We start from the raw sequence: 24,518 nt of genomic DNA, 5'->3' as shown, positions 1-24,518 counted from the left end.
CTCTATGGCGGCACGTACGGTGATTCACATCATTACGCGGCTCGATCGCGGTGGATCGGCGCAAAACACCATGCTCACAGTCTTGGGGCATGATCGGACGCAGTATGAGCCGGTGGTGATTGCGGGCCACCCCGGATCGTGGGATGCGCAAGGCGGCATGGCGGCGACAGAGGAACATGGTCGCCGTTTGGAGAAGGAGGGGATCTCCTGCGTCATCGTGCCTGCGCTCGTTCGCCCGATCAATCCCTGGAAGGATCTCTGTGCCCTGTGGACATTGGTCGGGATCCTGCGAGCGAAACGTCCGGCGATCGTGCACACCCACACGTCGAAAGCCGGCGTACTCGGTCGCGTGGCCGCCTGGTTCGCGCAGGTTCCGATGATTGTGCATACGCCGCACGGGCATGTGTTTTATGGCCACTTCGGTCCCTTGAAATCCAGGATCTTTGTGCAGGTTGAACGCATCCTGTGTCGGATCACGACTGTGCTGGTGGCGTTGACGAGCGCGGAGCGTGACGATCATCTCAATCGGGGAGTCGGCCGTGCCGACCGGTTTGCCGTGATTCCCAGCGGCATCGATGTGGAGCGGTTTCGCCGCGCGCGAGTCGAAGGCCGGCAGATTCCACCGGGGTTCAATTGCCCTGCTGATGCGACCATTGTCGGATCGATCGGTTGGTTGACGGATATCAAAGGCCATCGGGTGTTGGTCGAGGCCGTGGGCTATCTCAAAGACGAGTTTCCACAGCTCCATGCGGTGATCGTGGGAAGCGGCGGGCAACAGGACGCCTTGCTTGCCCAAGCTGATTCGCTAGGCCTCCGTGATCGCATCCATCTGGCCGGGCATCGAGACGATATTGAGCGGTGCTTGGCGGGGATGGACTGTTTCGTATTCCCTTCGCTCAACGAGGGAATGGGGCGCGCATTGATCGAAGCGATGGCAGCGGGTCTGCCGGTGGTGGCGAGCCGGGTCGGCGGGATTCCTGCGATCGTGTGACATGAGGAGAACGGGTTGCTGGTCGCAGCGGGGGACAGCCGGGCATTGAGCGAGGCGTTGCGCCGCATCCTGAGCGATCCGCAATTGGCCGACAGGCTCGGCCGGAATGCCTCGCGCGCGATTGGGCAGGCATTCGGAGTGCAGGCCATGGTTGAGGCGGTTGAGTCGGTCTATCGGAGATCCGTACAGGCTCATGTCTAATTTCATCTGGCAAACCGCGGTCGGTGTCGCAGCCTGGATTGGCCTCGCGTGGTCGGGGCTGGCCTGGTCGCCGACGGTATTGGCCGCGGAACAGCGGGTGCCGCTTCGTGTCGCCATTCATGTGCATAGCACGGCCAGTACCGGGACGTTGAGCCTGGAGGACCTGGCGGTCAGGGCGGAACAACAGGGGCTGGATGCGATTGTGCTCTCCGACAATTTCTCGTTGGAGTATGAGTATGGCCTTCAGCCTCTTCCCGGGCTGCTGAAGAAGACCGTCAGCTTTCCGTCGATCCTGTCCTATGGGGTCGAGCGCTATCTTGACGAGATCCACACGGTGCAAGCGCGCCATCCTCGGCTGGTGATCGTGCCGGGAGTCGAGGTTGCGCCGTTTTATTATTGGACCGGTTCGCTGTGGCGCGGCGATCTGACGATGCATGACGCGCAACGCAATCTCTTGGTGTTGGGGCTGACGAAGGCGGAGGATTATCGCGCGCTCCCGGCACGCGGGAATCCGGCCTCCTTTACGGTGGATGGCGCCAGTCTCGCGAATGCCGCGCCCCTGCTCTTGGTCATTCCCGCGCTGTTCTTATGGAAACCCCGCCGGCAATCGGTGAAAGGCTGGCGCGAGCCGGTCAGTGCGGCGCGTCGAACGGCCGCCGCATGCTGTCTGGTGCTGGCCGTGGCCACACTGGTGCATGCCTGGCCGTTGGGAACGCCGCCGTTCAGTTCCTACGATTCACAACTGGGGTATCGACCGTATCAGGCGTTAGTGGATGTCGCGACTCAACGCGGTGCGATTGTGTTCTGGTCGATGACGGAGGCGCGCGATCTACAGGCGCATGCCTTCGGTCCCTTGGGAACCGTGACGGTGAGGACCGATGCCCATCCGGAAGCGCTGGCTTTGACCAACGGGTATGCCGGATTCGGCGGCCTCTATCAGGATACGAGGATGGCGACGGCCGCAGGCGGGCTCTGGGATCAGGTGATTCAGGCGCACAAGGGGACGGCACAGTCTGCTGTGCCGACGATGATCGGGGAGATCGCCTTTCACGGGTTGGCCGATAAGGGGAAGGATCTCGACCGTGTGGTGACGACGGTCTTTGCTCAAGAACGATCGGTTGCAGGTGTGTTGGAGGCAATCAGGTCCGGCCATGCTTATGCGGTCGCCGAAGGGGATCATCGGGTGATGTTGACGGTGGACGAGTTCAGCCTTGGTTGTGACTGCGATCCGGCGACCGTCGGCATCGGAGATCACCTGGCTCTGCCGTCCGGCTCGCACGTGGTCGCCATGGTGCGGCTCTCTGCGCGTGACGGCAAGTCTCATCCGGTCACCATGCGCTTGATCCGGTCAGGCGAGATTATCGGCATCGCGAAGGCCGAGACCCCCGTGCAGTATCAATTGGCGGATATGCAGCCGGTGCCGGACGGCGGCGCGTATTACCGTCTGGAGGTTGTCGGCCAGAGCGGCGAGCTGTTGACCAATCCCCTGTATGTGGATGTCCAGACGAAGGAACGCGGGTAGCCCATGCGTGTCACGATTCATCAACCGCAGTTTCTGCCGTGGCTGGGGTATCTCGACAAGATTGATCGCGCCGATCTGTTTATCGTGCTGGACACCGTCCAGTTCAAGAAGAACGAATGGCAGAACCGGAACCGCATCAGGACGGCGGACGGGTGGCAATGGCTGACGGTGCCGGTGCTGCACCGTTTCGGTCAGCGCGTGCAGGACGTGCTGATCAATCCGACGGCGGCATGGCGAGAGCAGCATCTGCGGGCGCTGGAGATGCACTATGCGCGGGCGCCGTTTCGCGATCGGTATGTGCCGGAGTTGCGGGCGATCTATGCACAGCCTTGGACGAAGCTGTCCGATTTGAATCTGGCGGTGATTCGGTGGCTGCTCCAGTCCTATGGCATCACGACGCCGGTGCGGTGTGCCTCAGGGATGATCGCGCGCGAGGAGCCAACGGATCGCCTCATCGATCTCTGCCGGGCCGTCGGCGCAACGCAGTATCTCGCGGGGCCAGGAGCAGAAGGCTATATGGATAAGCCACGATTTGAAGCCTCCGGTGTGGAATTGGAGATCCAAGAGTTTCACCATCCCGAGTACCGTCAGATGTACGAGCCGTTTGAGCCGAATCTATCGGCGATAGATCTATTGTTTTGCGTGGGGCCTGATGCATTGAAGCAGGTGCGCGGTTGCCGGGTTCGAGAAGACCGGGCGACGGTGTCATCGCGATCATGATGAGGAGGCAGGTATGACATTCGATGGCACAGAGGCAATGAGGATTCTTGCGATCGGCGCCCATCCGGACGACATCGAAGCCGGGTGTGGCGGGGCGTTGGTCAAGTACGCGCAAAACGGGCATCGGGTGTTCTTGATGGTGATGACCGAGGGAGAGCAGGGCGGCGCCGGTGAGCTCCGGAAGTTCGAACAGGAGCAAGCGGCCAAGCAGCTTCGCGTCGAGCGGATTTACTGGGGCGGGTATCAGGATACTGCCATTCCGATGGGGCGGGAACTGATTCAGTCCATTGAAGCGGTGGTCAAGGAAGTCGATCCGCATTTTATTTTCGTGCACTATCACGACGACACGCACCAGGACCACCGTCATCTGGCCATGGCGGCGATTTCGGCGACGCGCTACACGAAGAACGTCCTGTTCTACGAAGGTCCGACGACACAGAACTTTGCGCCTACGGTCTTTGTCGATATCGATCAGGTCCTCAACGAAAAGATTGCCTCTATCGAGGCCCATGCGTCGCAGGTCAGGAAGACGAATATCGAAGCGTTGAGCATCGTGGATGTGATCCGGTCGTCGGCGCATTTTCGCGGGATTCAGGGCCGGGTGAAAAACGCAGAAGGGTTTCTTCCGTTGCGATTGTTTATTAATATCGGAGCATGACGATCACGACGACCATGATTCCTCACTCCCGTCCGTCCATCGAACCGGAAGACATCCGTGCGGTCACCGCGGTGCTGCAGTCCGGCCATCTTGCGCAGGGCGCGGTGGTCGAGCAGTTCGAGCGGGGCATGGCTGCCTATGTCGGCGTGGCCGGCGGCGTGGCGGTCAATTCGGGAACGATGGCGCTGGAAGTGGCGCTGCGCGTGTTGGACATCGGCCCCGGCGATGAGGTGCTGCTGCCCAGCTATGTGTGTGCGGCGCCGTGGCAAGCGGTCCAGCGTGTGGGTGCGCAGGCGCGTCTGGTGGATATTGACCCGGAGACGTTTCAGATCGATGCCGCTCTGGCCCGTGCGGCGATCACGTCCAAGACTCGCGCGATCATTGTGCCGCATCTGTTTGGGTTGCCTGCAGACCTGACGGCGCTTGCGCAGTTGGGGGTGCCGCTCATTGAGGATTGCGCGCAGACGTTGGGTGCCATGGAGCAGGGGCGGTCTGTCGGCTCGGTGGGGGTGCTCACCGTCTGTTCGTTCTATGCAAACAAGTTATTGTGCGCCGGCGAAGGGGGGATGGTGCTCTCCAACGATCCTGTCTTGCTTGAGCGGGCGCGCGCGTTGCGGGAGTATGACGGCGCTCCTTCGCTGAATCCCCAGGCGACGAATCTCAAGATGACGGACTTGCAGGCGGCCGTTGGGTTGGCGCAATTGAATCGACTTCCGGAATTGCTTGCCCGGCGGGTGAGTCTGGCTCAAAGCTATCGCGAAGCGCTGGCCGGCAGTTCCGCAATCCTGCCGGTTGTACCGGGCGGCAGATCGCACGTCTATTATCGATTCGTTGTGCGGATCTCCAAGACGCGACCGGGTTCGGATGAACTGAGCGAATGTCTGGGGCGATTGGAGCGACAGGGCGTGCAATGCCGGAAGCCGGTGTTTCGGTCGCTGCATCGCTATCTCGGTCTCGACGGGTTTCCGGCCAGTGAGGCGGCGGAGGAGGAAGCTCTTTCTGTCCCGCTCTATCCTGATCTGACCGGCGAAGAAGCGGCCCAGGTATGTATGGTAATGAGGGACGAATGGCGACGCGAGTAATCGAGAACGAGTTGTCGATAGCCGTGACTCCGCGCTCTTGGCGATGGCTCACGCCCACGATGGTGGCGGCGTTATTCGGGGCGGTGACCCTGGCCGTGCCTGCGGTCCGCGACCTGTTTCAGTTAGAGGGGGTGCGCTGGCTGTATGTCTTGCTGTTTGCGTTTCTCGGAAGCTGTGCCCTTACCCCGATCATGGTGCAAATCAGTCATCGCTGGAATCTTGTAGATATCCCGACAGAGCGCAAAATTCATGTGCAGCCCACGCCTCGGCTCGGCGGCGTGGCGGTCTATGCGGGCTTTGTCGGATCCGTGCTGATGAATTCAATTCTTCCTGACTGGATGATAGCGATTATGCTGGCGGGCTCGCTGCTGTTACTCGTCGGCGTGATCGATGATATCCGGGAATTGCCCGCCTCATTGAAACTCGTCGCGCAGCTCGTGGCGGCCGGCATTGTCATCGTCTCCGGAAAAGTGCTCACGCTTTTTCCGGCAGGCGGCATCGGGGATGCAGCCAACATGGTGCTGACTCTGCTCTGGATCGTCGGGATTACGAACGCTTTTAACTTCTTCGACGGCATGGACGGGCTGGCCTCCGGGTTAGCCATGTTGATGGCGGGGTTTATGGGAATGGTCGCCTTTGAAACCGACCAGCCCGGTGTAGGATGGTTGGCGATGGCCATCATCGGCGCCTGTGCCGGCTTCTTCCCGTACAACTTTCGGGGCGGCCGGCCGGCCAAAATTTTTCTCGGCGACGGCGGATCAACCTTCCTCGGATTTACGCTCGCGTGCCTGGCCGTCAAGGGCAACTGGGCCAACCATAGTCCCATCGTGTCGTTCAGCAATCCGCTGCTGATTTTCGGCGTGCTCATCTACGACATGATCCACATAACCGTGGAGCGTGTGGTCACTGGAAAGGTGCATTCCGTGAAAGAGTGGCTGGACTATGTGGGGAAGGACCATCTGCATCATCGCTTAGAGCGGGCGTTGGGGTCCCGGCAGGCCAGCGTGGCTATGATTTTTCTGCTTACGATCTGTCTCGGTCTTTCCGCCATGGCGCTCCGCCATGCCGGCCTTCAAGAGGCGGTTCTGCTGCTCGTCCAAGCCGGGCTCATAGTCGGCATGGTGACCATCCTTGAATTGAGCGGTCGTCGTCGTTAGGGCTTGCACTCTCTCTCCGTTCCCGCTAGAAGATCCCTCCATGATTCCTACAGTTGAATGGAAAAACGGTGTTGTGCGTCTGCTCGATCAGAGCCGGCTGCCCGAGCATGTCGAGTTTCTCGACTGCCGGGACTATCGGGCGGTGGCCGATGCCATTCGTGAATTGAAAGTCCGTGGAGCCCCTGCGATCGGGGTGACGGCCGCGTTGGGTGTGGCGCTGGGTGCGCAGGCGGTCTCAGCGACGGAGTTTCCCGCGTTTGCGCAGGCGCTGATGCCGATCTGCGATCATTTGGCCGTCACCAGGCCGACGGCCGTCAATCTGTTCTGGGCGATCGATCGCATGAAAAAGAAACTTGCTTCCTTGAGCGCGCAGGCGGTTCCCGCTGTGAAGGCCGCGCTGCTGGCCGAGGCGCAAGCGATCCTGGATGAGGACATCGCGTTGTGCAAGGCGATGGGGAAGCATGGCGCGGAGTTGATCGCCAATGGGCAGACCGTACTGACGCATTGCAACGCCGGTGCGCTGGCGACGGCGGGATATGGGACGGCTCTCGGTGTGATTCGCGCAGCTTGGGAGCAGGGGAAGAAAATTCAGGTCATTGCGGATGAGACGCGCCCGGTCTTGCAAGGAGCCCGGCTTACGGCCTGGGAGCTGATGCAGGACAAGATTCCGGTGACGCTCATCACCGACAATATGGCCGGATCACTCATGCGCCAGGGGAAAATCCAGCTCTGTGTCGTCGGCGCCGATCGGATCGCGGCCAATGGCGATGTGGCGAACAAGATCGGTACGTACTCCGTGGCGGTGCTCGCCAAGGCGCACGGCATTCCGTTCTATGTCGCGGCGCCGTATTCAACCATCGATTTGAAGACCAAGACCGGCGCGGACATTCCCATCGAGCAACGCAACTCGTTAGAAGTCACCACCATCCATGGCAGCCACCCGATCGCGCCGGCTGGCGTCGCTGTCTACAATCCAGCCTTCGACGTGACCCCGGCTGAACTGATCACCGGCATCATCACCGAACGGGGCGTCTTCAAGCCGAGTGAACTGGCCAAGCAGTTCGCATCGTAGCGCTTCCCATCTGATCGAATCGAATCTGTTCCTCGTCTTCTTCAACCAGTTGCAAGCCCGTTATCAGCCACTTATAATGCGCCAACGCTGTTCAATGTATCCTTTAACTTTCTGAAGAAATCGGAGCCACAATGAGTGAACGTACGTTAGCGATTATCAAGCCTGATGCCGTGAAGAAGAATGCCGTCGGGGACATCATCAACCGCTATGAGCAAGCAGGGCTGAAGCCGGTGGCGATGAAGCTGATGCAGATGTCCAAGCCGGTCGCGGAGGGATTTTATGCCGTCCATAAGGCGCGGCCGTTCTTCGATAGTCTCTGCACCTTTATGTCGTCCGGGCCGGCGGTCGTGATTGTGTTGCAGGGCGACAATGCGATTAAGAAGAATCGGGAGCTCATGGGTGCGACCGATCCTGCCAAGGCTGACGCGAATACGATTCGCAAGGCGCATGGCGCCAACATTGAGTTCAATGCTGTGCACGGATCGGATTCGCCTGAAACCGCGGCATTCGAGACGGCGTATTTCTTTCCCGGCATGGAAATCTTCAGTTAAGCCATTTTCTCGGAGGGCGATGGGTTCTTTGCCCTTCACTTCTGGACAATCGCGGATGCGAGGGGCAGCGCTGATGCTGTCTCTCGCACTGTTGTGTGCCTGTAGCCCGCGACTGGCTCCTCCTTCCTCTTCAGCCCCGCTTGATCAGATTCACGATGATCCTGCACGCGACGCGCAATTGAGCCTGTTGCGCGAGGCCCACCGGGCGTTCGCGCAGGAACGATATCCCGCAGCCGCACTGTTCTTCCGGCGAGTTGTCGATTCAACCGTGGCTAATTCGCCGCAGTCGGTAGAGGCGCGCTGGTGGCTCGGACGTTCCTATGAGCAGATGGGGGACTATCGTGCGGCCATGGCCGAATACCGCGCCCTCGCCACGGGTGAGGCCGGGGGCGATTCTCGGACACAGCGCTACCAGCAACAGGCGTTGAGTCGGCTTGATCAGTTGCGCCAGATTCCAGGCGGGTCTCATGTCACGGTCGCGCGTCAGGTTGCGTTGGGGCTTCCTCTGTCTCAACTCCCGCCGGTGTCAGGTTGGGTGACGTGGTTGCAGACATTGCTAAAGGCCGGTGTCACAACGGTGTTGCTGGATCCGGCCAGTTCCGAGTGGGGCAAGGATAGGAATCCGGAAACAGTCGAGGCTTTTATTGGTGCGGCGCATCTGGCTGGTCTTTCGGTGTGGGGTACGCTGGATTTCCATCACGGTCGCGGCATCGCGCTTAGGCCCGAATGGCTGAGCCGCTCTCTTGTCATGCGGGGAGTGGCGCCCAACGGCCAGGAGCCGGCGATGCTTCCAGATCCATTGCATCCTGACTATCAAGCTGTCATCGCGGAACGAGCGACGGTGCTGCTGCGGGCCGGTTGCGATGGAATTTTCTTGAGGGCAAGAGAGACGCAGGGCTTCGCGCAAGATTTTTCTGACTCATCATTTCAGCTGTTTACCTCGGCCTTCGGTCTGACCATCACACCGCAGCAATTATTGGGTGACTCCGTTGGTGCCGGGGTAATGGCGTATGACCGGGAGGCGATCTATTGGCGCTGGGTGGGGTGGAAGGCCAGAAGTTATGCCACCGTGGCTGCGCGTATCAGAAAATTGATTCGTGATGAGAAGCCGGCCGGGCGCCTGTTGATTGAGGTTCACGGAAGCACGGTCAGCGAACCGTTGATCGGGTTAGAGCAATACGGTGAGGATCTGAACGACTTGTTCAGGCGGAGTGGAGGGGAACTCGTGATTCGTACAGAGGACAACAAGGGGCCGGCGTTGTTGGAACAGGTCGCTCAGCAAGTGGGTTCGCCCGACCGACTCTGGCTGGTTCGTTCTGCGATGGTGCCGGAGACGGCTCCGCTCGGCGAGTGGACCGACGGGCTCAGGGCAGTCACGCTGGAAGTGGAAGACGGGAATCTGTTGCTGCTGCCTCGAAATGCGGCCAATCTTCCTTGACAAATCATGTGGTTGCCCTCTACGATCCGACGTCTTTCCATGGGCGTTTCTTCAATTGATTACGGATGGAGACTCTATGATTCCGAGCGACTTGCGGTATCACAAAGAACATGAATGGGTGCGTCTCAACGGGAAGCAAGCAACCGTGGGTATCAGCCATTTTGCCCAGGATGCTCTCGGGGATATTGTGTTCCTCGATATGCCGAAAGTCGGCGCCGTGGTGACCGCCGGGCAGCAGATCGGCGAAGTGGAATCGACGAAAACGACATCGACCATTTATGTGCCTGTCAGCGGCACGGTCTCGAAGATCAACACTGACCTGAAGGATCATCCTGAAGTGGTCAACTCCGATCCCTATGGCAAGGGCTGGATCGCCGTGATCGATCTTTCGAATCCCGGAGAGGTCGATCAACTCATGACGGCCGCCCAATACGAAGCCTTTCTCGCCAGTCAGAAACATTAACGCGCGCTCGTAACGTTTTCCATGCCGAAACACATCGCGATTCTGGGAGCCGGGCCTGGCGGGTACGTGGCGGCGATTCGCGCGGCCCAATTGGGCGCACGAGTCACGGTCATCGAGCAACAGGCGCTCGGCGGTGTGTGTTTGAATTGGGGCTGTATTCCCAGCAAGGCCCTCCTCTCCGTCATTGAACTCGGCGATAAGCTCAAAAAAGCGGAGGATCTTGGCCTTCTGCTGTCCGGTCCGCCGCGCTACGATCTTGCCCGCATGGTGGCGCGGAAGAACAAGGTGGTGGCGTCGCTGGTCAAGGGCATTGCCACGTTGTTCAACGCTTGGAAGATCGATGTAGTCGATGGCCGCGGCAGGTTGGTCGATGCGCGCACGATTGCGGTGACCGCAAAGGATGGCTCGCAACGGCAGGTGCAGGCGGATGCGATTCTGATTGCTACGGGATCATCCTGGCCGCAGCTGGCGCAATTTCCTGTCGACGGGAAAACCATTATCACCAGCAAGCAGGCGCTCGATCTCGAATCGGCTCCGCCGCGGATGATCATTCTCGGCGCCGGGGTCGAGGGGTGTGAATGCTCCTCGCTCTTCAGTGGCTTGGGTACGCAGGTGACCATGGTCGAGCTGCAATCGGCCGTGCTTCCATTGGAAGATGAAGAGGTTTCTGTGCTGATGGCGCGCGAGCTCAAGAAGCGCGGCGTCGATGTCAGAACGGGCACGACGATTCAAGAGGCGCAGGTGCGTGATGGACTGGTGGTCGCGCAACTCAAAGATGGCAGTACGGTTGAAGCGGAGATGCTTCTGGTCTCGATTGGACGCGGATTTCAATCCCGTGACATCGGGGTCGAGGCAGCCGGTATTGCGCTGGGGAAGCGGGGCGAGATTTTGGTCGATGACCGGATGGAGACGAATGTGCCCGGCGTCTATGCGATCGGCGATGTGGTCGGAAAGGCCATGCTTGCTCATGTGGCGTCGGCGCAAGGGAAAGTCGCCGTTGAAAACATCATGGGGCATCCGACAGCGATCCGCTATGACGTCATTCCTGCCGGTATCTTCACGTTGCCGGAAGTTGGCCGGGTTGGGCTGACGGAACGGCAGGCTCGTGAACAGGCGCAAGCGGCCGGCCACGATCCGGAGCAGGCCGTCAAGGTGGGACGCTTCCGCTACGCGGCGCTGGGTAAGGCGCAAGCGACCGGCGATATCACGGGCCTGTTCAAAGTGATTGCGGATGCGGTGACCGGCCGGTTGCTCGGTGCGCACATTGTCGGCGCCCATGCGGCGGACCTCATTCACGAAGCTGCGCTTGCCATCGAGCAGGGGGCGACGGTATCGCAGATCAGCCACATGATTCATGCCCATCCGACGCTCGCGGAAGGTTTCGTCGAAGCAGTCGAAGATGTCGAGGGTTGTGCGATTCACCAGATGAAGAAGAAATCATGAGCGTGCTTCAGTCGCTCCTCATCAAGCTGAGCATGTTGGCGATGACGATGGGCGTCGTATTGTGGATCGGCTGGCAGGTTCCCCAAACGATGCAGCGGCCTGCGGTGACTCATGCAGCGTCGTTGTTTTCCGATAACGCCTCTCCAACCGTGGTTCCGGTAGGCGAACCAACGATTCCGTCTGCCGGAGTGAGTGAGGTGCGCAGGGAGGCGAATAGCGCGCAACGGGTGGATTTGAACCGTGCGACGGCGGCGGACTTCGATCAGCTTCCGGGCGTCGGGCCGGTGTTGGCCAAACGGATGGTGGATTATCGGAAGTCTGTCGGGCGGTTTCATGCGGTCGAGGATCTGCGGGCGGTGAAGGGGATTGGAAAGAAGAAGCTGGAACAACTGAAGCCATTTGTCACGGTTGCGAAGTCAGCTGCAGTGGAACAGGGAAAGAAGGGGCCGATATGAGTGAATTGAGTCGGCAGCTTGATCTGATTTTGCGGGGAACCGTGGAGGTCATTCAGCGCGCAGAACTGGAGACGAAGCTGACTCGCTCGTTGAAGGAGAATCGTCCCCTTCGCGTGAAAGCGGGATTCGATCCGACTGCGCCTGATCTGCATCTCGGCCATACGGTCCTGATCCACAAGCTGAAACATTTTCAAGATCTCGGGCATCAGGTGCTCTTCCTGATCGGCGATTTTACCGGCATGATAGGCGATCCCACCGGCGTGTCGGAAACCCGCCGCGCGTTGACCAAAGAGCAAGTGCAGGAGAACGCCAAGACCTATCAGCGGCAGATTTTTAAGATCCTCGATCCGCAGAAGACCGTCATCGAGTTCAATAGTACCTGGATGGGTGCGATGACGGCCGAGGGCTTGATTCAGCTGGCGGCGCACTATCGCGTGGCGCGGATGATGGAGCGGGACGATTTTCACAAACGCTTTCACGAGCAAAAGCCGATCAGCGTCCATGAGTTTCTCTATCCGCTGGTGCAGGGGTACGACTCAGTTGCGATGAAGGCGGATGTGGAGCTGGGTGGGACCGACCAGAAGTTTAATTTATTGGTCGGGCGGGAACTGCAACGGGACTTTGGGCAGGAGTCGCAGGTGGTCATCACGATGCCGTTGCTGGAAGGCACGGACGGCATCAAGAAGATGAGCAAGAGCGTCGGCAACTACATCGCGCTCGAAGATAAGCCGGAAGACATGTTCGGGAAGGTGATGTCGATCAGCGACGCGTTGATGCTGCGGTACTATGAATTGCTCACCACGGAAGATCTTGCGCGAGTGAAGGCATTGCATCCGATGGAAGCGAAGCAGTCGCTGGCCGAGCTTCTTGTGGCTCGGTATCACGGTGAAGAAGCGGGGAGGCAGGCGAGAGGCGCTTTTCAGCACAAATTTTCCGAGCGTGAGTTTCCGGACGAGCCGGATGTGCGGCTCGTGCTGACGGAGCAGGATTTGAAAGATGGGCAGTCGATCGGACTGGTTGATCTTGTAGCCAGGACAGGCTTGGTGACGAGCAAGAGCGAAGCCCGGCGGCTGGTGATTCAAGGTGGCGTGGAATTTGATCAGAAGAAGCAGAGCGACGCCAATGCCACTGTCACGTTGGATGCCGGTCGCCAGTACCAAATGAAAATCGGCCGGCGCAAGTTTGCCGTGGTTGAGCGGGCCAAGTAGGACGGCCTTTCTTGACTTGGAATCGTCGCCCGCGTAGGATGCACCACAGCGAGCGGGCGTAGCTCAGTGGTAGAGTCCTTGCTTCCCAAGCAAGTTGTCGTGGGTTCAAATCCCATCGCCCGCTCCAAATTCACACGTCACACCTAAGGACTTGGACGGCACGCGCTTCCAAGTCCTTTTTTGTCTCTTTCGCCGGTGCGGTGATGGAAACGGGTCAGAGACTTTTCTATAGAGCGCATCAAGATACACGCACGTGATTAGGAGGGACGTGACATGAAGATGGGGCAACCTCTAGTGATTGTGATGGCTGCATTTCTTGGCGGCATTGTCGGAGGCGTGCTGAGCGATCAGTTCCTTTCGGGCAGGGCTGTTCAAGCGCAGAAGGCAAACGGTGTGAATGCGGAAGAGTTTTTACTATTGGATCAGGCGGGGAAAGCCAGAGCCGGCCTTGGGCTGGACACGAATGGTGAAGTCGGACTCGTGCTGAGGAGCAAAGACGGCAGCAGGACTCTCGCACTGTCGGCCGATGATCCGCAGGCGATCAAGTTGACCGAGCGCGGAGGCCGAGTCCTGCTCTCAATGCCGTAAAGATTGAATGGGAGCGGAGAAGGACCTAGACGGCCTTCTTGACCAGTCCTGAGCGGAGGCACCGGGTGCACACGCGAATCTTTTTGTTGGCTCCGTCGATGACGGCGCGAACAGTCTGAATATTAGGGTTGAATACCCGCTTGGTCTTGTTGTTCGCGTGACTGACGTTGTTACCTGATTTCGGTTTTTTCTGACAAAGATCGCAAGAGAATGCCACGGTAGTGCTCCTTCTGAGTGATCGAGCGAATGATTAGCTCGGTAAAATAGCACATTAAGACGAACTGTGACAAGTAGCTGGCTAGATGCCGGTGGCTGTCTTGAGAATCGACAGGAGAAGGGACGGAATGGAGACTGCGAATTGGATCGGATTCGTTGCCGGGACACTCACCACCATTGCGTTCCTGCCACAACTACAGCGGACCTGGAGGACAAAGTCTGCCGATGATATGTCGCTGGCGATGTTGGTGACCTTTACAACAGGAGTCTTTCTGTGGCTAGTCTACGGTCTGTACCTGATGGCATGGCCGATCGTTGTCACAAACGTCATCACGTTTCTCCTGACACTCACGATCTTGGTGCTCAAGCTGAAGTATCAGAAGCTGCGTTGACGCCTCTTGCTACGAGGCCGGTGACGGCGCTGTGAAGGCAGGCGGAAGCGGCACGCTGATATCGAAACTTGGATCTCCCCCATCGTCGAGCCGGTCTTTCCCCACACTATAGAGTTTCTTTTGTGTTGGGCTCCACAGCATGGGGAGTCCGGTGAAGGGGTCGAAGTACATCGAGCCGACTTCCGCCAGTCTGGTCGGAATGGTGACGGTGGCGGTGGGCTTGCGCATCAGGATTTGCAGTGAGACCAGGCGCAGCCGCGCATCTGTTTCAACCAAGTGTTGACTGAAGGGCTCCCATTGCGGTTCGAATTCCATCGGATCGGCCAGCCGTTCGAGAAAGGTTCGGGGCGACTGTCTCGCGATATATTGCAGGCGAGGAAGCGGGCTGTGATTCGTTTCAGCGGCCTTAATGGTGGCGTCGTAATAGCTCGAATACGCGTCCCAGGTGCGCTGGCCGGATGCGGCCAGGCCAAATCCCGTCAGGCTTTTGGGGTGCGCCACTTTTTGGAATGCATCGGACGGCAGATGGGCCAGGATCGTGACCGTTTCCAGGATGTGAGGGTCGGCCTGAGAAAGCCGGGTTCCATTTGCCGATTCCGTACGGCTTCGTTGATAGCCCATCATAAATTCATTTTGAATCGGCCAACGGAGTGAGTATTCAGCTAGAGTCAATGGCTGGAGCAAATTGAGCCCTTGAACCAGCACGCGTTTGTCGACCGTGCTTTGACTCAGCATGCGCGACAACAGTTCGACATCGTCTTCGATCATCACTGACGCTAGTATCTTCACCGGGAGGGTTCGGGCTTCCCGCAGGACGCTACGCCACTTGGCAACGTCCAGGGTGAGTCGATCGAGCCCGGTCCGTACCTGTTCGCCGAATCCGATTGCCACAAACAGGCGGTGGGCCGCCATAAGCTCTTCAATGCGGGGCGCGCCGGTATGTCCGTATCCCCAATCCTCAAACTGCATACGGAGAAATTGTTCGTATCGTGTGACGAGTGGCGCATAGAGCGAAGCCGACAACCGAAACGAAGCCTCGTTGTTCTGGAATTCCGACAACGGGTCGTGGGCATGCCATTCGGGAACGACACGGTCGTAGGCCACCGGCAGTCGAAGCTCTGTCCGTCCTGGTTTGTCTAAGTCATAGCCGCGTTCTGTCGGTCGTGCCCCGGTTTCACTCCAGATGTCGTATCCGGTTTGGACGGGGTTCGTTCCACCCGCAGCGGCCATCCCCAGCAACAGAAAATAGCCGTTGTCGAGCGGGCGTTCGATATTGCGGGCCGGTGGAGTTGAGAGTCTGACAAATGTCTCGCTAGGCTTGTCCTTTTTCGCCGACCAGATCAGGCCTGATAGTTCAAGAAAGAGCCCAATGATACAGAGGCTAATAATAATGTTCCGCATGGATTTCTGCGCCCTCGTTGTTCAGGGTATGGTCAGCCGGTCACTCTGTACGCGGGATCTCCGTAGCGCCGGATCAGCAAGGCTCATGCCGACCGGACGATTTTTCTAACCTCGCATTGATAGGCCGTTCTCCAGATTTAATGAGGCGCGTGGACGCCCTGGATCCTGCGCTCGCCGCACGCGTTTCGGCCATTAATGAACTTGACAAAAATCAGCGGGGTCTCCTATTGTGCCTCCACACATATGATTCTTGGGTTAGGGAAGAGGGTGTAACTCCCTCGCGGTCCCGCCGCTGTGAATGGGGACGAAACCCGGTATTGCCACTGTCCACCTGGTGGATGGGAAGGCGCGGGGAGTAGGGTGAACCATGAGCCAGAAGACCTGCCCAATGAATTGACCATCGTTCCCTCGAGGGCTGGGGAACAGGCGAGGATGAAGAACCGGGTGCAATCCTCAAGGTCTCTGTCAGGCCTTGGGGATTTTTTATTTGCGCTCGCGTGGCCGTTGGATTCTGATCGGTGTGGTGTTGGCCGTGGCCATCGTGACGGGTAACTCCGTCGTGTGGGCCTGCGGTGAGGGGGACTGTGCGGAGATGAAGCGGCGTCAGCAGGGGATTCTGACCGGTATGCCGTTTATGGCTCACGTGTCGTCGCGGTCATTCGTCGACGATGCCGGCCGGAAGATGTATTTGGCCAAGACGCCGACGCGTATCGTCTCCCTGGCGCCAAGCGTGACCGAAATCTTGTTTGCCATCGGTGCGGGGGATCAACTCGTCGGGGTGACCGATTTTTGCGACTATCCTCCGGAGGCGTCGACGAAGCCAAAGCTTGGGTATGCCCATCCGAATCTCGAATCGATGATGGCTCTCCAGCCAGATCTCGTCTTGGCCCCGCAGGAATTTCTCAAACCCGATGTCATTCTGAAGCTGGAGCAATTGAAGGTTCCGGTCTTCATCCTGTCCGCCGCGACGGTGGAAAATATTCTAGGACATATTCAAACGCTGGGGCGCATGCTGGATCGCTCGGTGCAGGCCAATGCCATTGCCATGAGCTTGCGGCAGGACATCGCCGCTGTGCGAGTCAGAACTCAGACGGTGTCTCCTGTGCGGGTGCTGTACGTACTGAATAGTCAGCCGTTAATAACCGTGGGGCCGGGAAGTTTTATCGATCAACTGCTTCGAATCGCCGGAGGCGCCAATGTCGCCGCTCAGAGCCAGCTGCCGTATCCACGGCTGAGTTTGGAAGTGGTGCTGCAGCAGGATCCGGAAGTGCTGCTCTTCCCTGTGGGAAAAGCCGAAGGCATTCCAGATAGTGAGCAGCAGACCTGGCGGCAATGGCAGTCCATGACGGCGGTCCGGCAAGGCCGGTTGCACCAGATTCCCGCCGATCTCTTGAACCGGCCGGGGCCTCGAATCGGCCAGGCGCTGACGATGCTGGTGAACATTCTTCACCCTGAGCTTGTGGCTGGACCATCGCCCCTCCCGTAGCAAAGAGCCTATGACGCCCCTATCCCCTCAGCTTCTGACTCCCGAACCGCCATCCCTCGCGTCGACCAGATTCGATGGAGAGACGGCGAGTCATCGGGATGCGTGGCGGCGCACAGGCACGATTCTGACGCGCCGCCGGTGGCTTGGGATCATGGGGGCGTTGGGCGCCGCTAGCGTCGCACTCTGCATCCTCTGTCTCCAGTTTGGAGCGACGCGCGTCGATCTTGCGACGGTGCTGGTCATCGCGAAACAGTGGCTGGGTTTGGGTAGCGTGGAGAGTGAGGGCGGGGGCACCGCGGCTATCATTATGATGCACATTCGATTGCCTCGGGTGTTGATGGGATTTGTCGTCGGCGGCAGCCTTGCCGCGGTCGGCGTGACCTTGCAGGCGTTGCTGAGAAATCCGCTGGCTGACCCCTATGTGCTCGGTGTCTCAAGCGGCGCGGCCTTAGGCGCGGCCCTGGCCATGCTTCTGGGTATCGGGGCCTCGCTGCTGTTCTTACCCCTCCTCCCGTTGTGGGGGTTTGCCGGCGGGTTGCTGGCGCTGCTCTTGATCTATCGATTGGCTCAGTCACAAGGGCGTCTGCCTATCCATAGTCTCTTGCTGGCCGGCGTCATTCTGAACGCGATTCTCACCGCGCTGATTATGTTCATCACGTCGATCATGGAACCGAATCGATCTGCGGGCCTGATGGCCTGGCTGATGGGATCGCTTACGGCGCCGGGCTATCCGGCATTGGGTGTGCTTGTCGGGTATGCGGTGCTGGTGTTGGTGATCGTGATGCACAAGGCGCATGCGTTGAATGTGCTGACTCTGGGGGAGGAAACGGCTCGCTCACTGGGCATTGAGACGGAGCGAATCAAAAAGCAGTTGTTCGTCCTGACGGCCTTGCTGACCGGAGCCGTCGTGTCGGTAAGCGGGATGATCGGATTTGTGGGGATGGTTGTGCCGCATGCCGTGCGCCTGGTGGTGGGGTCTGATCACCGGCTTTTGCTGCCGGCATCAACTTTGGTGGGCGGCATGTTCCTCGTCATCTCCGACACGATTGCGCGGACCATTCTGGCGCCGGCGGAAATCCCCGTTGGGATCGTGACGGCACTCGCCGGCGGCCCATTTTTTCTGTATCTCCTGCTCTGGCGCAAAGATCGGATGCTGTGACGTGGATATGCCATTGACAGAAGCCTCCGTGGCCGTTGCGTGCTCTTCAGGTACGGCCATGCAAGCGGACCGAATCTCGTTTCGCTATCGAAGCGATCAAGCGGGGAGGTCTTGGACGATCGAAGATCTCTCATGCGAGGTGCGGGCGGGAGAAGTATTGGGCATTGTGGGGCCCAACGGTTCAGGGAAGTCGTCGCTGCTGAAGCTGTTGGCCGGGCTCTTACGACCGAATGCCGGCGAGATTCGGCTTGGAAGCCAGTCGATCAGACTCATTGATCCGCAGCTCCTTGCGCGTTCCATTGCCGTCGTTCCACAAGAATATGTGCAGGTGTTTCCCTTTTCGGTGGCGGAAACTGTCCTCATGGGACGTTTCCCGCATCGTCGTGAGTCCTGGTGGGGAATGGGTATAGGCGATGAGTCCGACCATGATCTGCGGCAAGCGTATCAGGCGATGGCCGAGACGGATGTGCTGGCTTTGGCCGGTCGCCTCGTGTCCGACCTCTCGGGCGGCGAGCGCCAGCGGGTGATGATTGCACGGGCCTTGGCCCAGGAGCCCACGATACTGTTGCTCGATGAGCCGATGGCCTTTCTCGACATCAATCACCAGATTGAAATGTGCGCGCTGATCAGCCGGCTGCAACGTGAACGGCAGCTTACCGTCGTGCTGGTCTCGCATGATTTGAATGTCGCCAGTCAGGCGTGCGATCGGGTGATGATGCTCAAGGAAGGGCGGATCGTCCGGATCGGTTCACCCATGGAGACGATCACGCCGGAGAGCTTGCGGGCGGTGTATGGCTGCGACGTCGTGGTCGATGCCCATCCCACTAGCGGCCGTCCGCGCGTCACGATGCCGGGTTGAACGATTCGATCGGATGTAATTCCGCACGGCCATGTCCCCGGCCGTGACGGGTTGGTGTGAGGGGGGACGATCATTTTTAACGTGAAAGGGCGTTTTGTAGAAACGACGCGGGGGACGGGGAAGATGGTGCAAATCCATCACGGTGCCGCCACTGTCAGCGGGGAGTAAGTCTGCATCATGCCACTGTGTGCTTCGGCACATGGGAAGGCGCAGAGACGCGACGATCCGCAAGTCAGGAGACCCAGCCCGCAGTTGATTCGACTGAACCCTTCGAGCACAAGGGAGCTGTAACATGTCGTTGTTTGTCCTGCGATGGGTATTGTGTGCGTGCGTCCTCAGTGTCTGCCAGCCGCTTCAAGCCGCTCTGGCTCAAGATGCTGCACCGGCCGTCCAATCCCAAGAGAGTGCACCGGCCGACCAGGCTCAAGGTGTCGCCCCGGCTGCTCAGACTAAAGATGTTACTCCCGCCGAACAGGCCGATATCATTCAAACCCCCGAGGTCTTTGTCAGCGCCACGAAGACGCCGATTCCGGTCACTCAAGTGACGAGTGCGACGGAAGTGATTACCGAACAGGACCTGAAGAGACGGCAGATCAAAACCGTGGCGGACGCTCTTCGTCTGAGTCAGGGCCTCACGGTATTCTCGAATGGCGGTCCGGGAACGAGCACGTCGGTTCGTATTCGCGGCAGTAATTCCGATCAAGTGCTGGTGCTCATTGATGGCGCGATTATGAATAGCGCAACGCTGGGCGAATTCAACCTGGCGAATCTGACGACAGACAATATCGAACGGATCGAAATCCTTCGCGGTGCCCAAAGCATGTTGTGGGGCGCGGATGCGATGGGTGGCGTGATTAATATCACCACCAAGAGAGGTACGGGTGCTCCGTCGGCAAATGCGTTCTTTGAGTACGGATCATTTTCGTCTATTCGTGAAGGCGGCCAGGTTTCGGGGAAAACGGGAATTGTGGATTATAGTGTTGCGCTGTCTCGTTGGGACTATACCGGCTTTTCAGCCGTGAACTATCGGCGAGGTGCGACGGAACGAGATGGGTTCCACAACTGGCAGGCGTCCACACGCCTCGGTATCGCGCTTCCACATGAGGGGAGGCTCGATTTCAACTTTCGCCTGTTACAAGGCAAGGCAAGTTTCGACAATGGCTTTGGACCTGGGTTTGATACGCTGGGAGGGTTCTCGAATAGCCAACAGTTTGTTTACAGCGCTGCCTATACCCAGCCGATCACGAACTGGTGGAATCAAGTATTTACTGCGGCACGTCAAACTGAGGACTTAGAGTCCTCTTCAGGGCAAAGTCAGCGCAATGTGCAAACGGGAGTTGTCTCAACGCCGTTTCTCTTTCGATCGCAGATTAACACGGTGTCAAATCGCCTTGAGTGGCAGAATAATTTTCAGATTGGGAAGCCTCTGCTGCTCACAGCCGGATATCAGTTTCGTGAGCAGCAAGGGGAGAATCGAGACCTGCTCACGAATAGTCTAGATATCCCGACGAAGACCCTTTCCAGTCATGCGGGGTTTGCTCAAGCTCAACTCAATCTCTGGGATCGTGTGTTCGCGACGGCCGGTGTGCGGCATGATGAGTACAATGTCTTTGGCGGTGCGACAACCTATCGAACGACCGCGGGCTATCTGCATCAAGAAACCGGCACGAAACTGCGAGGCAGCTACGCGACCGGCTTTCGTGCTCCCACGATCAATCAACTATATTTTCCGTTTTATGGCAATGCGAATCTCAAGCCGGAACGAAGCCAAAGTATGGACGTTGGTGTGGACCAGTATTTGCTCGATAAGCGTTTGACCATCAGCGGAGGGTACTTCTGGAATCGTTTCCGTGACATGATCGTTACGCAGGCCAGTTCGACGGTGTGTAGCCCATTCGGTTTCTGCGCTGAGAATGCCGGTCTTGTGGGAACGAAAGGATGGGAAGCCAGCGTGAAGTATGCCGTCATTCGGGATGTTCCGTTGATCAAGAGTTTGGATGTGCAGGCGCAATACACCAATACCATCAGTCGGAATCTTCAACAGTATCCGGGTAATCGATCCCCGCGCATGCCGGTTGACCAATGGAGCCTGATTGTCAGTTACCAGCCAATTGACCCGCTCAGGATCAATCTTGAAGGACGATATGTCGGATCGCGGTTCAATGATGTCAATAGTACGGAAAAAATGCGGGCGTTTGATGTATGGAATCTTTCCGCGACCTACGATGTCATGAAGCAGGTGCAAGCCTATGTGCGCGCCGACAATATTTTCAACGAGAAGTATGAGGAAGTGCTCTACTACGGCACTCCCATTCGATCAATTTTCGCGGGCGTGCGAGTGAACTACGATGCGAAATAAGGGCATCAGTTGAACTATTCTCGACTGGTCATTGCAGGCACGTCCAGCGGGGTCGGCAAGACGACGGTGACATTGGCCATCCTGGCGGCTCTGCGACAGCGGGGCCGCCGGATACAGCCGTTCAAGGCAGGTCCGGATTTTATCGATCCCGGCCATCACACGGCGGCCACTGGGCGTGTCTCTCGGAATCTGGACGGGTGGATGTTGGGGGCGGACCTCAATCGCGCAATTTTTGCGAAGGCTGCTGCGGATGCGGACATCTCGATCATCGAAGGGATGATGGGACTATTCGACGGCAGTTCGCCGGTGAACGAGATCGGCAGCACGGCGGAACTTGCCAAGCAGTTAAATGCGCCGGTTCTTCTGGTCATCGACGGCAGTGCGATGGCCCGTTCCGCTGCGGCGATGGTGTCGGGGTATGCGCAGTTCGATCCGGCGTTGAAGGTCGTGGGTGTCCTGTTCAATCGGGTCAGCAGCGAGGGGCACTACCAGTTGCTCAAGGAAGCGGTCGGGCGGTACACGAACGTGGCGGCGGTGGGTTATTTGCGACCGGATCAGGCGGTGACGATCACCGATCGCCATCTCGGACTGGTGACCGCGATGGAGCAGGGGACCGGCGAACTCTATGCCCGACTAGCGAAGGCTGCGGCCGACACGGTCGATCTGGATCGGATTGAATCCCTGGCCGGCTCGTGCGGTGGGATGGAAGAGGCGACCTCCCCGTCTTCCTGCTTGCAAAGTCGAGGGAAGGTGAGAGTTCGCATCGGCGTTGCGCAGGACCTAGCCTTTTGCTTTTACTACCCTGAGAATCTTGAATTGCTGGAAGCGGAGGGAGCCGAGCTGGTTCCATTTTCTCCACTCACGGACGAAACAATTCCCGATGATGTGGGCATGTTGTATCTCGGCGGGGGGTATCCGGAACTGCACGGAGCGGCGTTGGCGGGGAATAGCTCCATGCGAAGGGCGATCAGAGATTTTGCCAAACAGGGCGGAACGATCTATGCGGAATGCGGCGGCATGATGTACCTCACGCAGGCGATTCGTGACTTTGAGGGGCGATCACATGAGATGGTCGGGTTGTTTCCCGCTGAAGCGGTGATGGGGAAGGCCGGCATGATGTTGGGATATCGAACGGTGGCATTATCCCAGCCGTGCGTTCTTGGTGACTCCGGCATCATCGCAAGGGGGCACGAGTTTCATTACTCGACGCTGGTGCCGCGCGGGCCGCTCGACTTTGCTTGTTCGCTGAGTGATACGCGAGGCGGCTCACAGGGGCAGGACGGGCTCATGCTGGACAATGTGCTGGCGCTCTATACCCATCTGCACTTTTCCAGCCGACCGGAGATCGCCGCAACGCTCGTGAATGAAGCCCGGCGAACCGCTAGGCGTCAAGGGGAGGCACAATGACAGATCAAGTGGAACACAAGGCAAAGATGGAACGGCTCAAAGCCTCGGTCGATCGGCGGATCGAGGCAGCGCAAGAAGAGAAAGGGCTGTTGATAATCTATACCGGCGCCGGGAAGGGCAAAACAACGGCTGCGCTGGGGATGGCTCTCCGATGCATCGGTCACGGAATGAAGGTGGCGGTCGTTCAGTTCATTAAAGGGGCGATCGATACGGCGGAAGAGCGGGCGTTGAAATCGTTCGGCGATCGCGTCACGTTTCTCCGAATGGGCGAAGGCTATACCTGGGAGACGCAGGATCGCGAACGAGATACGACATTCGCTCAAGAAGCGTGGCAGACCGTCTGTGGGTTCCTGCGCGATCCGTCCTATGCGATGGTGATTCTCGACGAGTTCAATATCGCGCTGCAGCAGGACTACGTCGACGCGGCGGAGGTGGTTGCCGTACTGCGCGCCCGCCCTCCGATGCAGCATGTGGTGCTGACGGGCCGTGGGGCGAAAGACGTCTTAATCGAAGAAGCCGATCTCGTCACCGAGATGAAGCAGATCAAGCATCCGTTTCGGAAAGGGATTAAGGCGCAGCCGGGGGTGGAGTTTTAGCAGGCTGCTGAAAAATCCCGCCAGCGCCGTTCTCGCAGCGTTCAGACCCTCAACGTACCCCGGAGGGTACGCCTCGGCCCTTCACTTGCTGCGGCCTTGCTGGACGGTCTTTTTGAGCAGCCTGCTATACAAAGAGGGGAGTGTTTCTCGCCTATGAGAGGACCGGTGACTAAGACATGCGAAGCTTGCGGTGTGGCGTTCTCGTGCGGCGGCTATCAGTGTTGGTGCGGGAAGGTTGGCATCACCGAGTCGCAGATGGACTGGATTGCCGCCCATTATAAAGACTGCCTCTGTCCCGGCTGTTTGGGGAAGGTTGCCGCCGGTGAACTGGGGCCTCCGCTATCGCAGAGCACTCAGCCTGCCACGTGATCTGCGTACGCGATGAACATATTCAGTATTCGGATATTCAACAACTGGCTAGGAGGGATCATGCGATGTGTATAAGTTCTCCTCGGGCGCAGATCGTTATCGGTATTGCTCTGGCCACGCTGATGGCCGCCACGCGCGGCCATCATTTCGGCACGCTCGAACATTTGCCGAGCGCGTCCTGGGCAGTCTTGTTTCTTGCCGGCTGCTATCTCTCATCCCGCTGGGTATTTCCGGCGTTGCTGGCTGAAGCGGCCTTGCTCGATGTTGCGGCGGTGACGTGGGGAGGCGTGGATAATTTCTGTGTCAGTCCTGCCTATGGTTTCTTGTTGCCGGCCTATGGTGTGTTGTGGGGAGCCGGCCGCTGGTATGCCGCACGCCACCAGGAGAATGTCGTGACGTTGCTCCCGCTGGCGGTGAGTCTCGTGTTCGGCGCGGCTCTGTGTGAATTGATTTCAAGCGGCGGCTTTTACTTTTTCTCCGGCCGTTTTGAGCAGACGAATCTGACCCAGTTTGCCATGCGCCTCGTGACGTATTTCCCAGGAGGCTTCTCGGCAGTGTTGTTCTATGTCGGTATTGCCGGTGGGATTCATACATTATTGAGCGTGGCCGGTGCGGTCGCGGCACGGACCGAGCGATTCAGGACGTCGAGTTAGCTGAGCTGGACCGTAGGGTGATCGAGCGGGCGCGTTCATTCGATCATCCACTGAGACAGGCGGCTGGTTGGT

General features: G+C 58.6%; 26 protein-coding genes, 1 tRNA gene and 2 riboswitches. Of the genes, 25 read left to right on the top strand and 2 right to left on the bottom strand.

Annotated features, from left to right (window positions below; translation table 11 throughout):
* Positions 1-4: 4 nt before the first annotated feature.
* The 16 genes from NITLEN_RS16055 (at position 5) to NITLEN_RS15980 (ending at position 13,549) form a co-directional block, all read left to right on the top strand.
* Positions 5-991, top strand: a complete 987-nt coding sequence (locus NITLEN_RS16055; RefSeq protein WP_121990657.1) for a glycosyltransferase — start codon at positions 5-7, stop codon at positions 989-991.
* Between the two features lie 15 nt (positions 992-1,006).
* Positions 1,007-1,192 carry a hypothetical protein gene (locus NITLEN_RS16050; RefSeq protein WP_121990656.1) on the top strand — a complete coding sequence of 62 codons (186 nt, stop codon included), beginning with the start codon at positions 1,007-1,009 and terminating at the stop codon, positions 1,190-1,192.
* Positions 1,185-2,714, top strand: a complete 1,530-nt coding sequence (locus NITLEN_RS16045; protein ID WP_121990655.1) for a hypothetical protein — start codon at positions 1,185-1,187, stop codon at positions 2,712-2,714. Before NITLEN_RS16050 ends, NITLEN_RS16045 begins: the two co-directional genes overlap by 8 nt.
* 3 nt (positions 2,715-2,717) lie before the next feature.
* Positions 2,718-3,434, top strand: a complete 717-nt coding sequence (locus NITLEN_RS16040; RefSeq protein ID WP_121990654.1) for a WbqC family protein — start codon at positions 2,718-2,720, stop codon at positions 3,432-3,434.
* 13 nt (positions 3,435-3,447) lie between these two features.
* Entirely contained in the window at positions 3,448-4,092 is a 645-nt protein-coding gene (locus NITLEN_RS16035; RefSeq protein ID WP_121990653.1) for a PIG-L deacetylase family protein, read from the top strand.
* A complete protein-coding gene (locus NITLEN_RS16030; protein WP_121990652.1) occupies positions 4,089-5,174 on the top strand; it encodes a DegT/DnrJ/EryC1/StrS family aminotransferase in 1,086 nt (361 codons plus the stop codon). Before NITLEN_RS16035 ends, NITLEN_RS16030 begins: the two co-directional genes overlap by 4 nt.
* On the top strand, positions 5,159-6,331 hold the full coding sequence (locus tag NITLEN_RS16025) for a glycosyltransferase family 4 protein (protein ID WP_181416928.1): 1,173 nt from the start codon (positions 5,159-5,161) through the stop codon (positions 6,329-6,331). Before NITLEN_RS16030 ends, NITLEN_RS16025 begins: the two co-directional genes overlap by 16 nt.
* 40 nt (positions 6,332-6,371) lie before the next feature.
* Positions 6,372-7,403, top strand: coding sequence for an S-methyl-5-thioribose-1-phosphate isomerase (gene mtnA, locus NITLEN_RS16020; protein ID WP_121990650.1), 1,032 nt, complete (start codon positions 6,372-6,374; stop codon positions 7,401-7,403).
* A gap of 131 nt (positions 7,404-7,534) precedes the next feature.
* Complete coding sequence (gene ndk / locus NITLEN_RS16015; protein ID WP_121990649.1) at positions 7,535-7,954, top strand: nucleoside-diphosphate kinase; 420 nt, start codon at positions 7,535-7,537, stop codon at positions 7,952-7,954.
* A 73-nt stretch (positions 7,955-8,027) separates the two neighbouring features.
* Positions 8,028-9,392 (top strand): tetratricopeptide repeat protein, encoded by a 1,365-nt coding sequence (locus NITLEN_RS16010; RefSeq protein WP_146216230.1) that lies wholly within the window; start codon positions 8,028-8,030, stop codon positions 9,390-9,392.
* A gap of 76 nt (positions 9,393-9,468) precedes the next feature.
* The gene (gcvH, locus tag NITLEN_RS16005) at positions 9,469-9,855 is read left to right on the top strand and encodes a glycine cleavage system protein GcvH (RefSeq protein ID WP_121990647.1); all 387 of its coding nucleotides are present in this window, start codon (positions 9,469-9,471) and stop codon (positions 9,853-9,855) included.
* 21 nt (positions 9,856-9,876) lie between these two features.
* Entirely contained in the window at positions 9,877-11,298 is a 1,422-nt protein-coding gene (gene lpdA / locus NITLEN_RS16000; protein ID WP_121990646.1) for a dihydrolipoyl dehydrogenase, read from the top strand.
* Positions 11,295-11,753 (top strand): helix-hairpin-helix domain-containing protein, encoded by a 459-nt coding sequence (locus NITLEN_RS15995; protein WP_121990645.1) that lies wholly within the window; start codon positions 11,295-11,297, stop codon positions 11,751-11,753. Before lpdA ends, NITLEN_RS15995 begins: the two co-directional genes overlap by 4 nt.
* Entirely contained in the window at positions 11,750-12,961 is a 1,212-nt protein-coding gene (gene tyrS, locus NITLEN_RS15990; RefSeq protein ID WP_121990644.1) for a tyrosine--tRNA ligase, read from the top strand. The genes NITLEN_RS15995 and tyrS overlap by 4 nt, the downstream gene beginning before the upstream one ends.
* Before the next feature lie 52 nt (positions 12,962-13,013).
* A tRNA-Gly gene (locus tag NITLEN_RS15985) sits at positions 13,014-13,088 on the top strand.
* 146 nt (positions 13,089-13,234) lie between these two features.
* The gene (locus tag NITLEN_RS15980) at positions 13,235-13,549 is read left to right on the top strand and encodes a hypothetical protein (RefSeq protein ID WP_121990643.1); all 315 of its coding nucleotides are present in this window, start codon (positions 13,235-13,237) and stop codon (positions 13,547-13,549) included.
* A gap of 25 nt (positions 13,550-13,574) precedes the next feature.
* Here the strand turns inward: NITLEN_RS15980 and rpmB are convergent, their stop codons facing one another.
* Positions 13,575-13,766 carry a 50S ribosomal protein L28 gene (gene rpmB / locus NITLEN_RS15975; protein ID WP_121990642.1) on the bottom strand — a complete coding sequence of 64 codons (192 nt, stop codon included), beginning with the start codon at positions 13,764-13,766 and terminating at the stop codon, positions 13,575-13,577.
* A 127-nt stretch (positions 13,767-13,893) separates the two neighbouring features.
* On the opposite strand from rpmB, the gene NITLEN_RS15970 reads away from it, so the two are divergent.
* Positions 13,894-14,157, top strand: a complete 264-nt coding sequence (locus NITLEN_RS15970) for a SemiSWEET transporter (protein ID WP_121990641.1) — start codon at positions 13,894-13,896, stop codon at positions 14,155-14,157.
* A gap of 9 nt (positions 14,158-14,166) precedes the next feature.
* Here the strand turns inward: NITLEN_RS15970 and NITLEN_RS15965 are convergent, their stop codons facing one another.
* Positions 14,167-15,558 (bottom strand): hypothetical protein, encoded by a 1,392-nt coding sequence (locus tag NITLEN_RS15965; protein WP_121990640.1) that lies wholly within the window; start codon positions 15,556-15,558, stop codon positions 14,167-14,169.
* A gap of 236 nt (positions 15,559-15,794) precedes the next feature.
* Positions 15,795-15,961, top strand: a riboswitch (cobalamin riboswitch).
* A 69-nt stretch (positions 15,962-16,030) separates the two neighbouring features.
* Here NITLEN_RS15965 and NITLEN_RS15960 point away from each other — a divergent pair.
* The 8 genes from NITLEN_RS15960 (at position 16,031) to NITLEN_RS15925 (ending at position 24,446) form a co-directional block, all read left to right on the top strand.
* The gene (locus NITLEN_RS15960) at positions 16,031-17,044 is read left to right on the top strand and encodes an ABC transporter substrate-binding protein (RefSeq protein WP_219999483.1); all 1,014 of its coding nucleotides are present in this window, start codon (positions 16,031-16,033) and stop codon (positions 17,042-17,044) included.
* A gap of 10 nt (positions 17,045-17,054) precedes the next feature.
* Positions 17,055-18,203, top strand: coding sequence for a FecCD family ABC transporter permease (locus NITLEN_RS15955; protein WP_121990639.1), 1,149 nt, complete (start codon positions 17,055-17,057; stop codon positions 18,201-18,203).
* A 7-nt stretch (positions 18,204-18,210) separates the two neighbouring features.
* Positions 18,211-19,062: an ABC transporter ATP-binding protein gene (locus NITLEN_RS15950; RefSeq protein WP_245924541.1), complete on the top strand. Its 852-nt coding sequence runs from the start codon at positions 18,211-18,213 to the stop codon at positions 19,060-19,062.
* A gap of 70 nt (positions 19,063-19,132) precedes the next feature.
* Positions 19,133-19,326: riboswitch (cobalamin riboswitch) on the top strand.
* Between the two features lie 28 nt (positions 19,327-19,354).
* Complete coding sequence (locus tag NITLEN_RS15945; protein ID WP_121990638.1) at positions 19,355-21,421, top strand: TonB-dependent receptor plug domain-containing protein; 2,067 nt, start codon at positions 19,355-19,357, stop codon at positions 21,419-21,421.
* A 9-nt stretch (positions 21,422-21,430) separates the two neighbouring features.
* Positions 21,431-22,828 (top strand): cobyrinic acid a,c-diamide synthase CobB, encoded by a 1,398-nt coding sequence (locus NITLEN_RS15940; protein ID WP_219999481.1) that lies wholly within the window; start codon positions 21,431-21,433, stop codon positions 22,826-22,828.
* Entirely contained in the window at positions 22,825-23,424 is a 600-nt protein-coding gene (cobO, locus tag NITLEN_RS15935; RefSeq protein ID WP_121990637.1) for a cob(I)yrinic acid a,c-diamide adenosyltransferase, read from the top strand. Before NITLEN_RS15940 ends, cobO begins: the two co-directional genes overlap by 4 nt.
* A gap of 153 nt (positions 23,425-23,577) precedes the next feature.
* Complete coding sequence (locus NITLEN_RS18955; protein ID WP_121990636.1) at positions 23,578-23,793, top strand: cysteine-rich CWC family protein; 216 nt, start codon at positions 23,578-23,580, stop codon at positions 23,791-23,793.
* A 65-nt stretch (positions 23,794-23,858) separates the two neighbouring features.
* Positions 23,859-24,446, top strand: coding sequence for a hypothetical protein (locus NITLEN_RS15925; protein WP_121990635.1), 588 nt, complete (start codon positions 23,859-23,861; stop codon positions 24,444-24,446).
* Positions 24,447-24,518 lie beyond the last annotated feature (72 nt).

Source organism: Nitrospira lenta, assembly GCF_900403705.1.
In the GTDB taxonomy this organism is placed as follows: Bacteria; Nitrospirota; Nitrospiria; order Nitrospirales; family Nitrospiraceae; genus Nitrospira_D; species Nitrospira_D lenta.
Note: the sequence above shows the minus strand (reverse complement) of the source record. Positions and strands in the feature narration are given on the sequence as shown.

Excerpts from the sequence above, each read along its gene's own strand:
- NITLEN_RS16055 (WP_121990657.1), top strand. The coding sequence starts at position 5 with ATGGCGGCACGTACGGTGATTCACATCATTACGCGGCTCGATCGCGGT.
- NITLEN_RS16045 (WP_121990655.1), top strand. The coding sequence starts at position 1,185 with ATGTCTAATTTCATCTGGCAAACCGCGGTCGGTGTCGCAGCCTGGATT.
- NITLEN_RS16040 (WP_121990654.1), top strand. The coding sequence starts at position 2,718 with ATGCGTGTCACGATTCATCAACCGCAGTTTCTGCCGTGGCTGGGGTAT.
- NITLEN_RS16035 (WP_121990653.1), top strand. The coding sequence starts at position 3,448 with ATGACATTCGATGGCACAGAGGCAATGAGGATTCTTGCGATCGGCGCC.
- NITLEN_RS16030 (WP_121990652.1), top strand. The coding sequence starts at position 4,089 with ATGACGATCACGACGACCATGATTCCTCACTCCCGTCCGTCCATCGAA.
- NITLEN_RS16025 (WP_181416928.1), top strand. The coding sequence starts at position 5,159 with ATGGCGACGCGAGTAATCGAGAACGAGTTGTCGATAGCCGTGACTCCG.
- mtnA (WP_121990650.1), top strand. The coding sequence starts at position 6,372 with ATGATTCCTACAGTTGAATGGAAAAACGGTGTTGTGCGTCTGCTCGAT.
- ndk (WP_121990649.1), top strand. The coding sequence starts at position 7,535 with ATGAGTGAACGTACGTTAGCGATTATCAAGCCTGATGCCGTGAAGAAG.
- NITLEN_RS16010 (WP_146216230.1), top strand. The coding sequence starts at position 8,028 with ATGCTGTCTCTCGCACTGTTGTGTGCCTGTAGCCCGCGACTGGCTCCT.
- gcvH (WP_121990647.1), top strand. The coding sequence starts at position 9,469 with ATGATTCCGAGCGACTTGCGGTATCACAAAGAACATGAATGGGTGCGT.
- lpdA (WP_121990646.1), top strand. The coding sequence starts at position 9,877 with ATGCCGAAACACATCGCGATTCTGGGAGCCGGGCCTGGCGGGTACGTG.
- NITLEN_RS15995 (WP_121990645.1), top strand. The coding sequence starts at position 11,295 with ATGAGCGTGCTTCAGTCGCTCCTCATCAAGCTGAGCATGTTGGCGATG.
- tyrS (WP_121990644.1), top strand. The coding sequence starts at position 11,750 with ATGAGTGAATTGAGTCGGCAGCTTGATCTGATTTTGCGGGGAACCGTG.
- NITLEN_RS15980 (WP_121990643.1), top strand. The coding sequence starts at position 13,235 with ATGAAGATGGGGCAACCTCTAGTGATTGTGATGGCTGCATTTCTTGGC.
- NITLEN_RS15970 (WP_121990641.1), top strand. The coding sequence starts at position 13,894 with ATGGAGACTGCGAATTGGATCGGATTCGTTGCCGGGACACTCACCACC.
- NITLEN_RS15965 (WP_121990640.1), bottom strand. The coding sequence starts at position 15,558 with ATGCGGAACATTATTATTAGCCTCTGTATCATTGGGCTCTTTCTTGAA.
- NITLEN_RS15955 (WP_121990639.1), top strand. The coding sequence starts at position 17,055 with ATGACGCCCCTATCCCCTCAGCTTCTGACTCCCGAACCGCCATCCCTC.
- NITLEN_RS15950 (WP_245924541.1), top strand. The coding sequence starts at position 18,211 with ATGCCATTGACAGAAGCCTCCGTGGCCGTTGCGTGCTCTTCAGGTACG.
- NITLEN_RS15945 (WP_121990638.1), top strand. The coding sequence starts at position 19,355 with ATGTCGTTGTTTGTCCTGCGATGGGTATTGTGTGCGTGCGTCCTCAGT.
- cobO (WP_121990637.1), top strand. The coding sequence starts at position 22,825 with ATGACAGATCAAGTGGAACACAAGGCAAAGATGGAACGGCTCAAAGCC.
- NITLEN_RS18955 (WP_121990636.1), top strand. The coding sequence starts at position 23,578 with ATGAGAGGACCGGTGACTAAGACATGCGAAGCTTGCGGTGTGGCGTTC.
- NITLEN_RS15925 (WP_121990635.1), top strand. The coding sequence starts at position 23,859 with ATGTGTATAAGTTCTCCTCGGGCGCAGATCGTTATCGGTATTGCTCTG.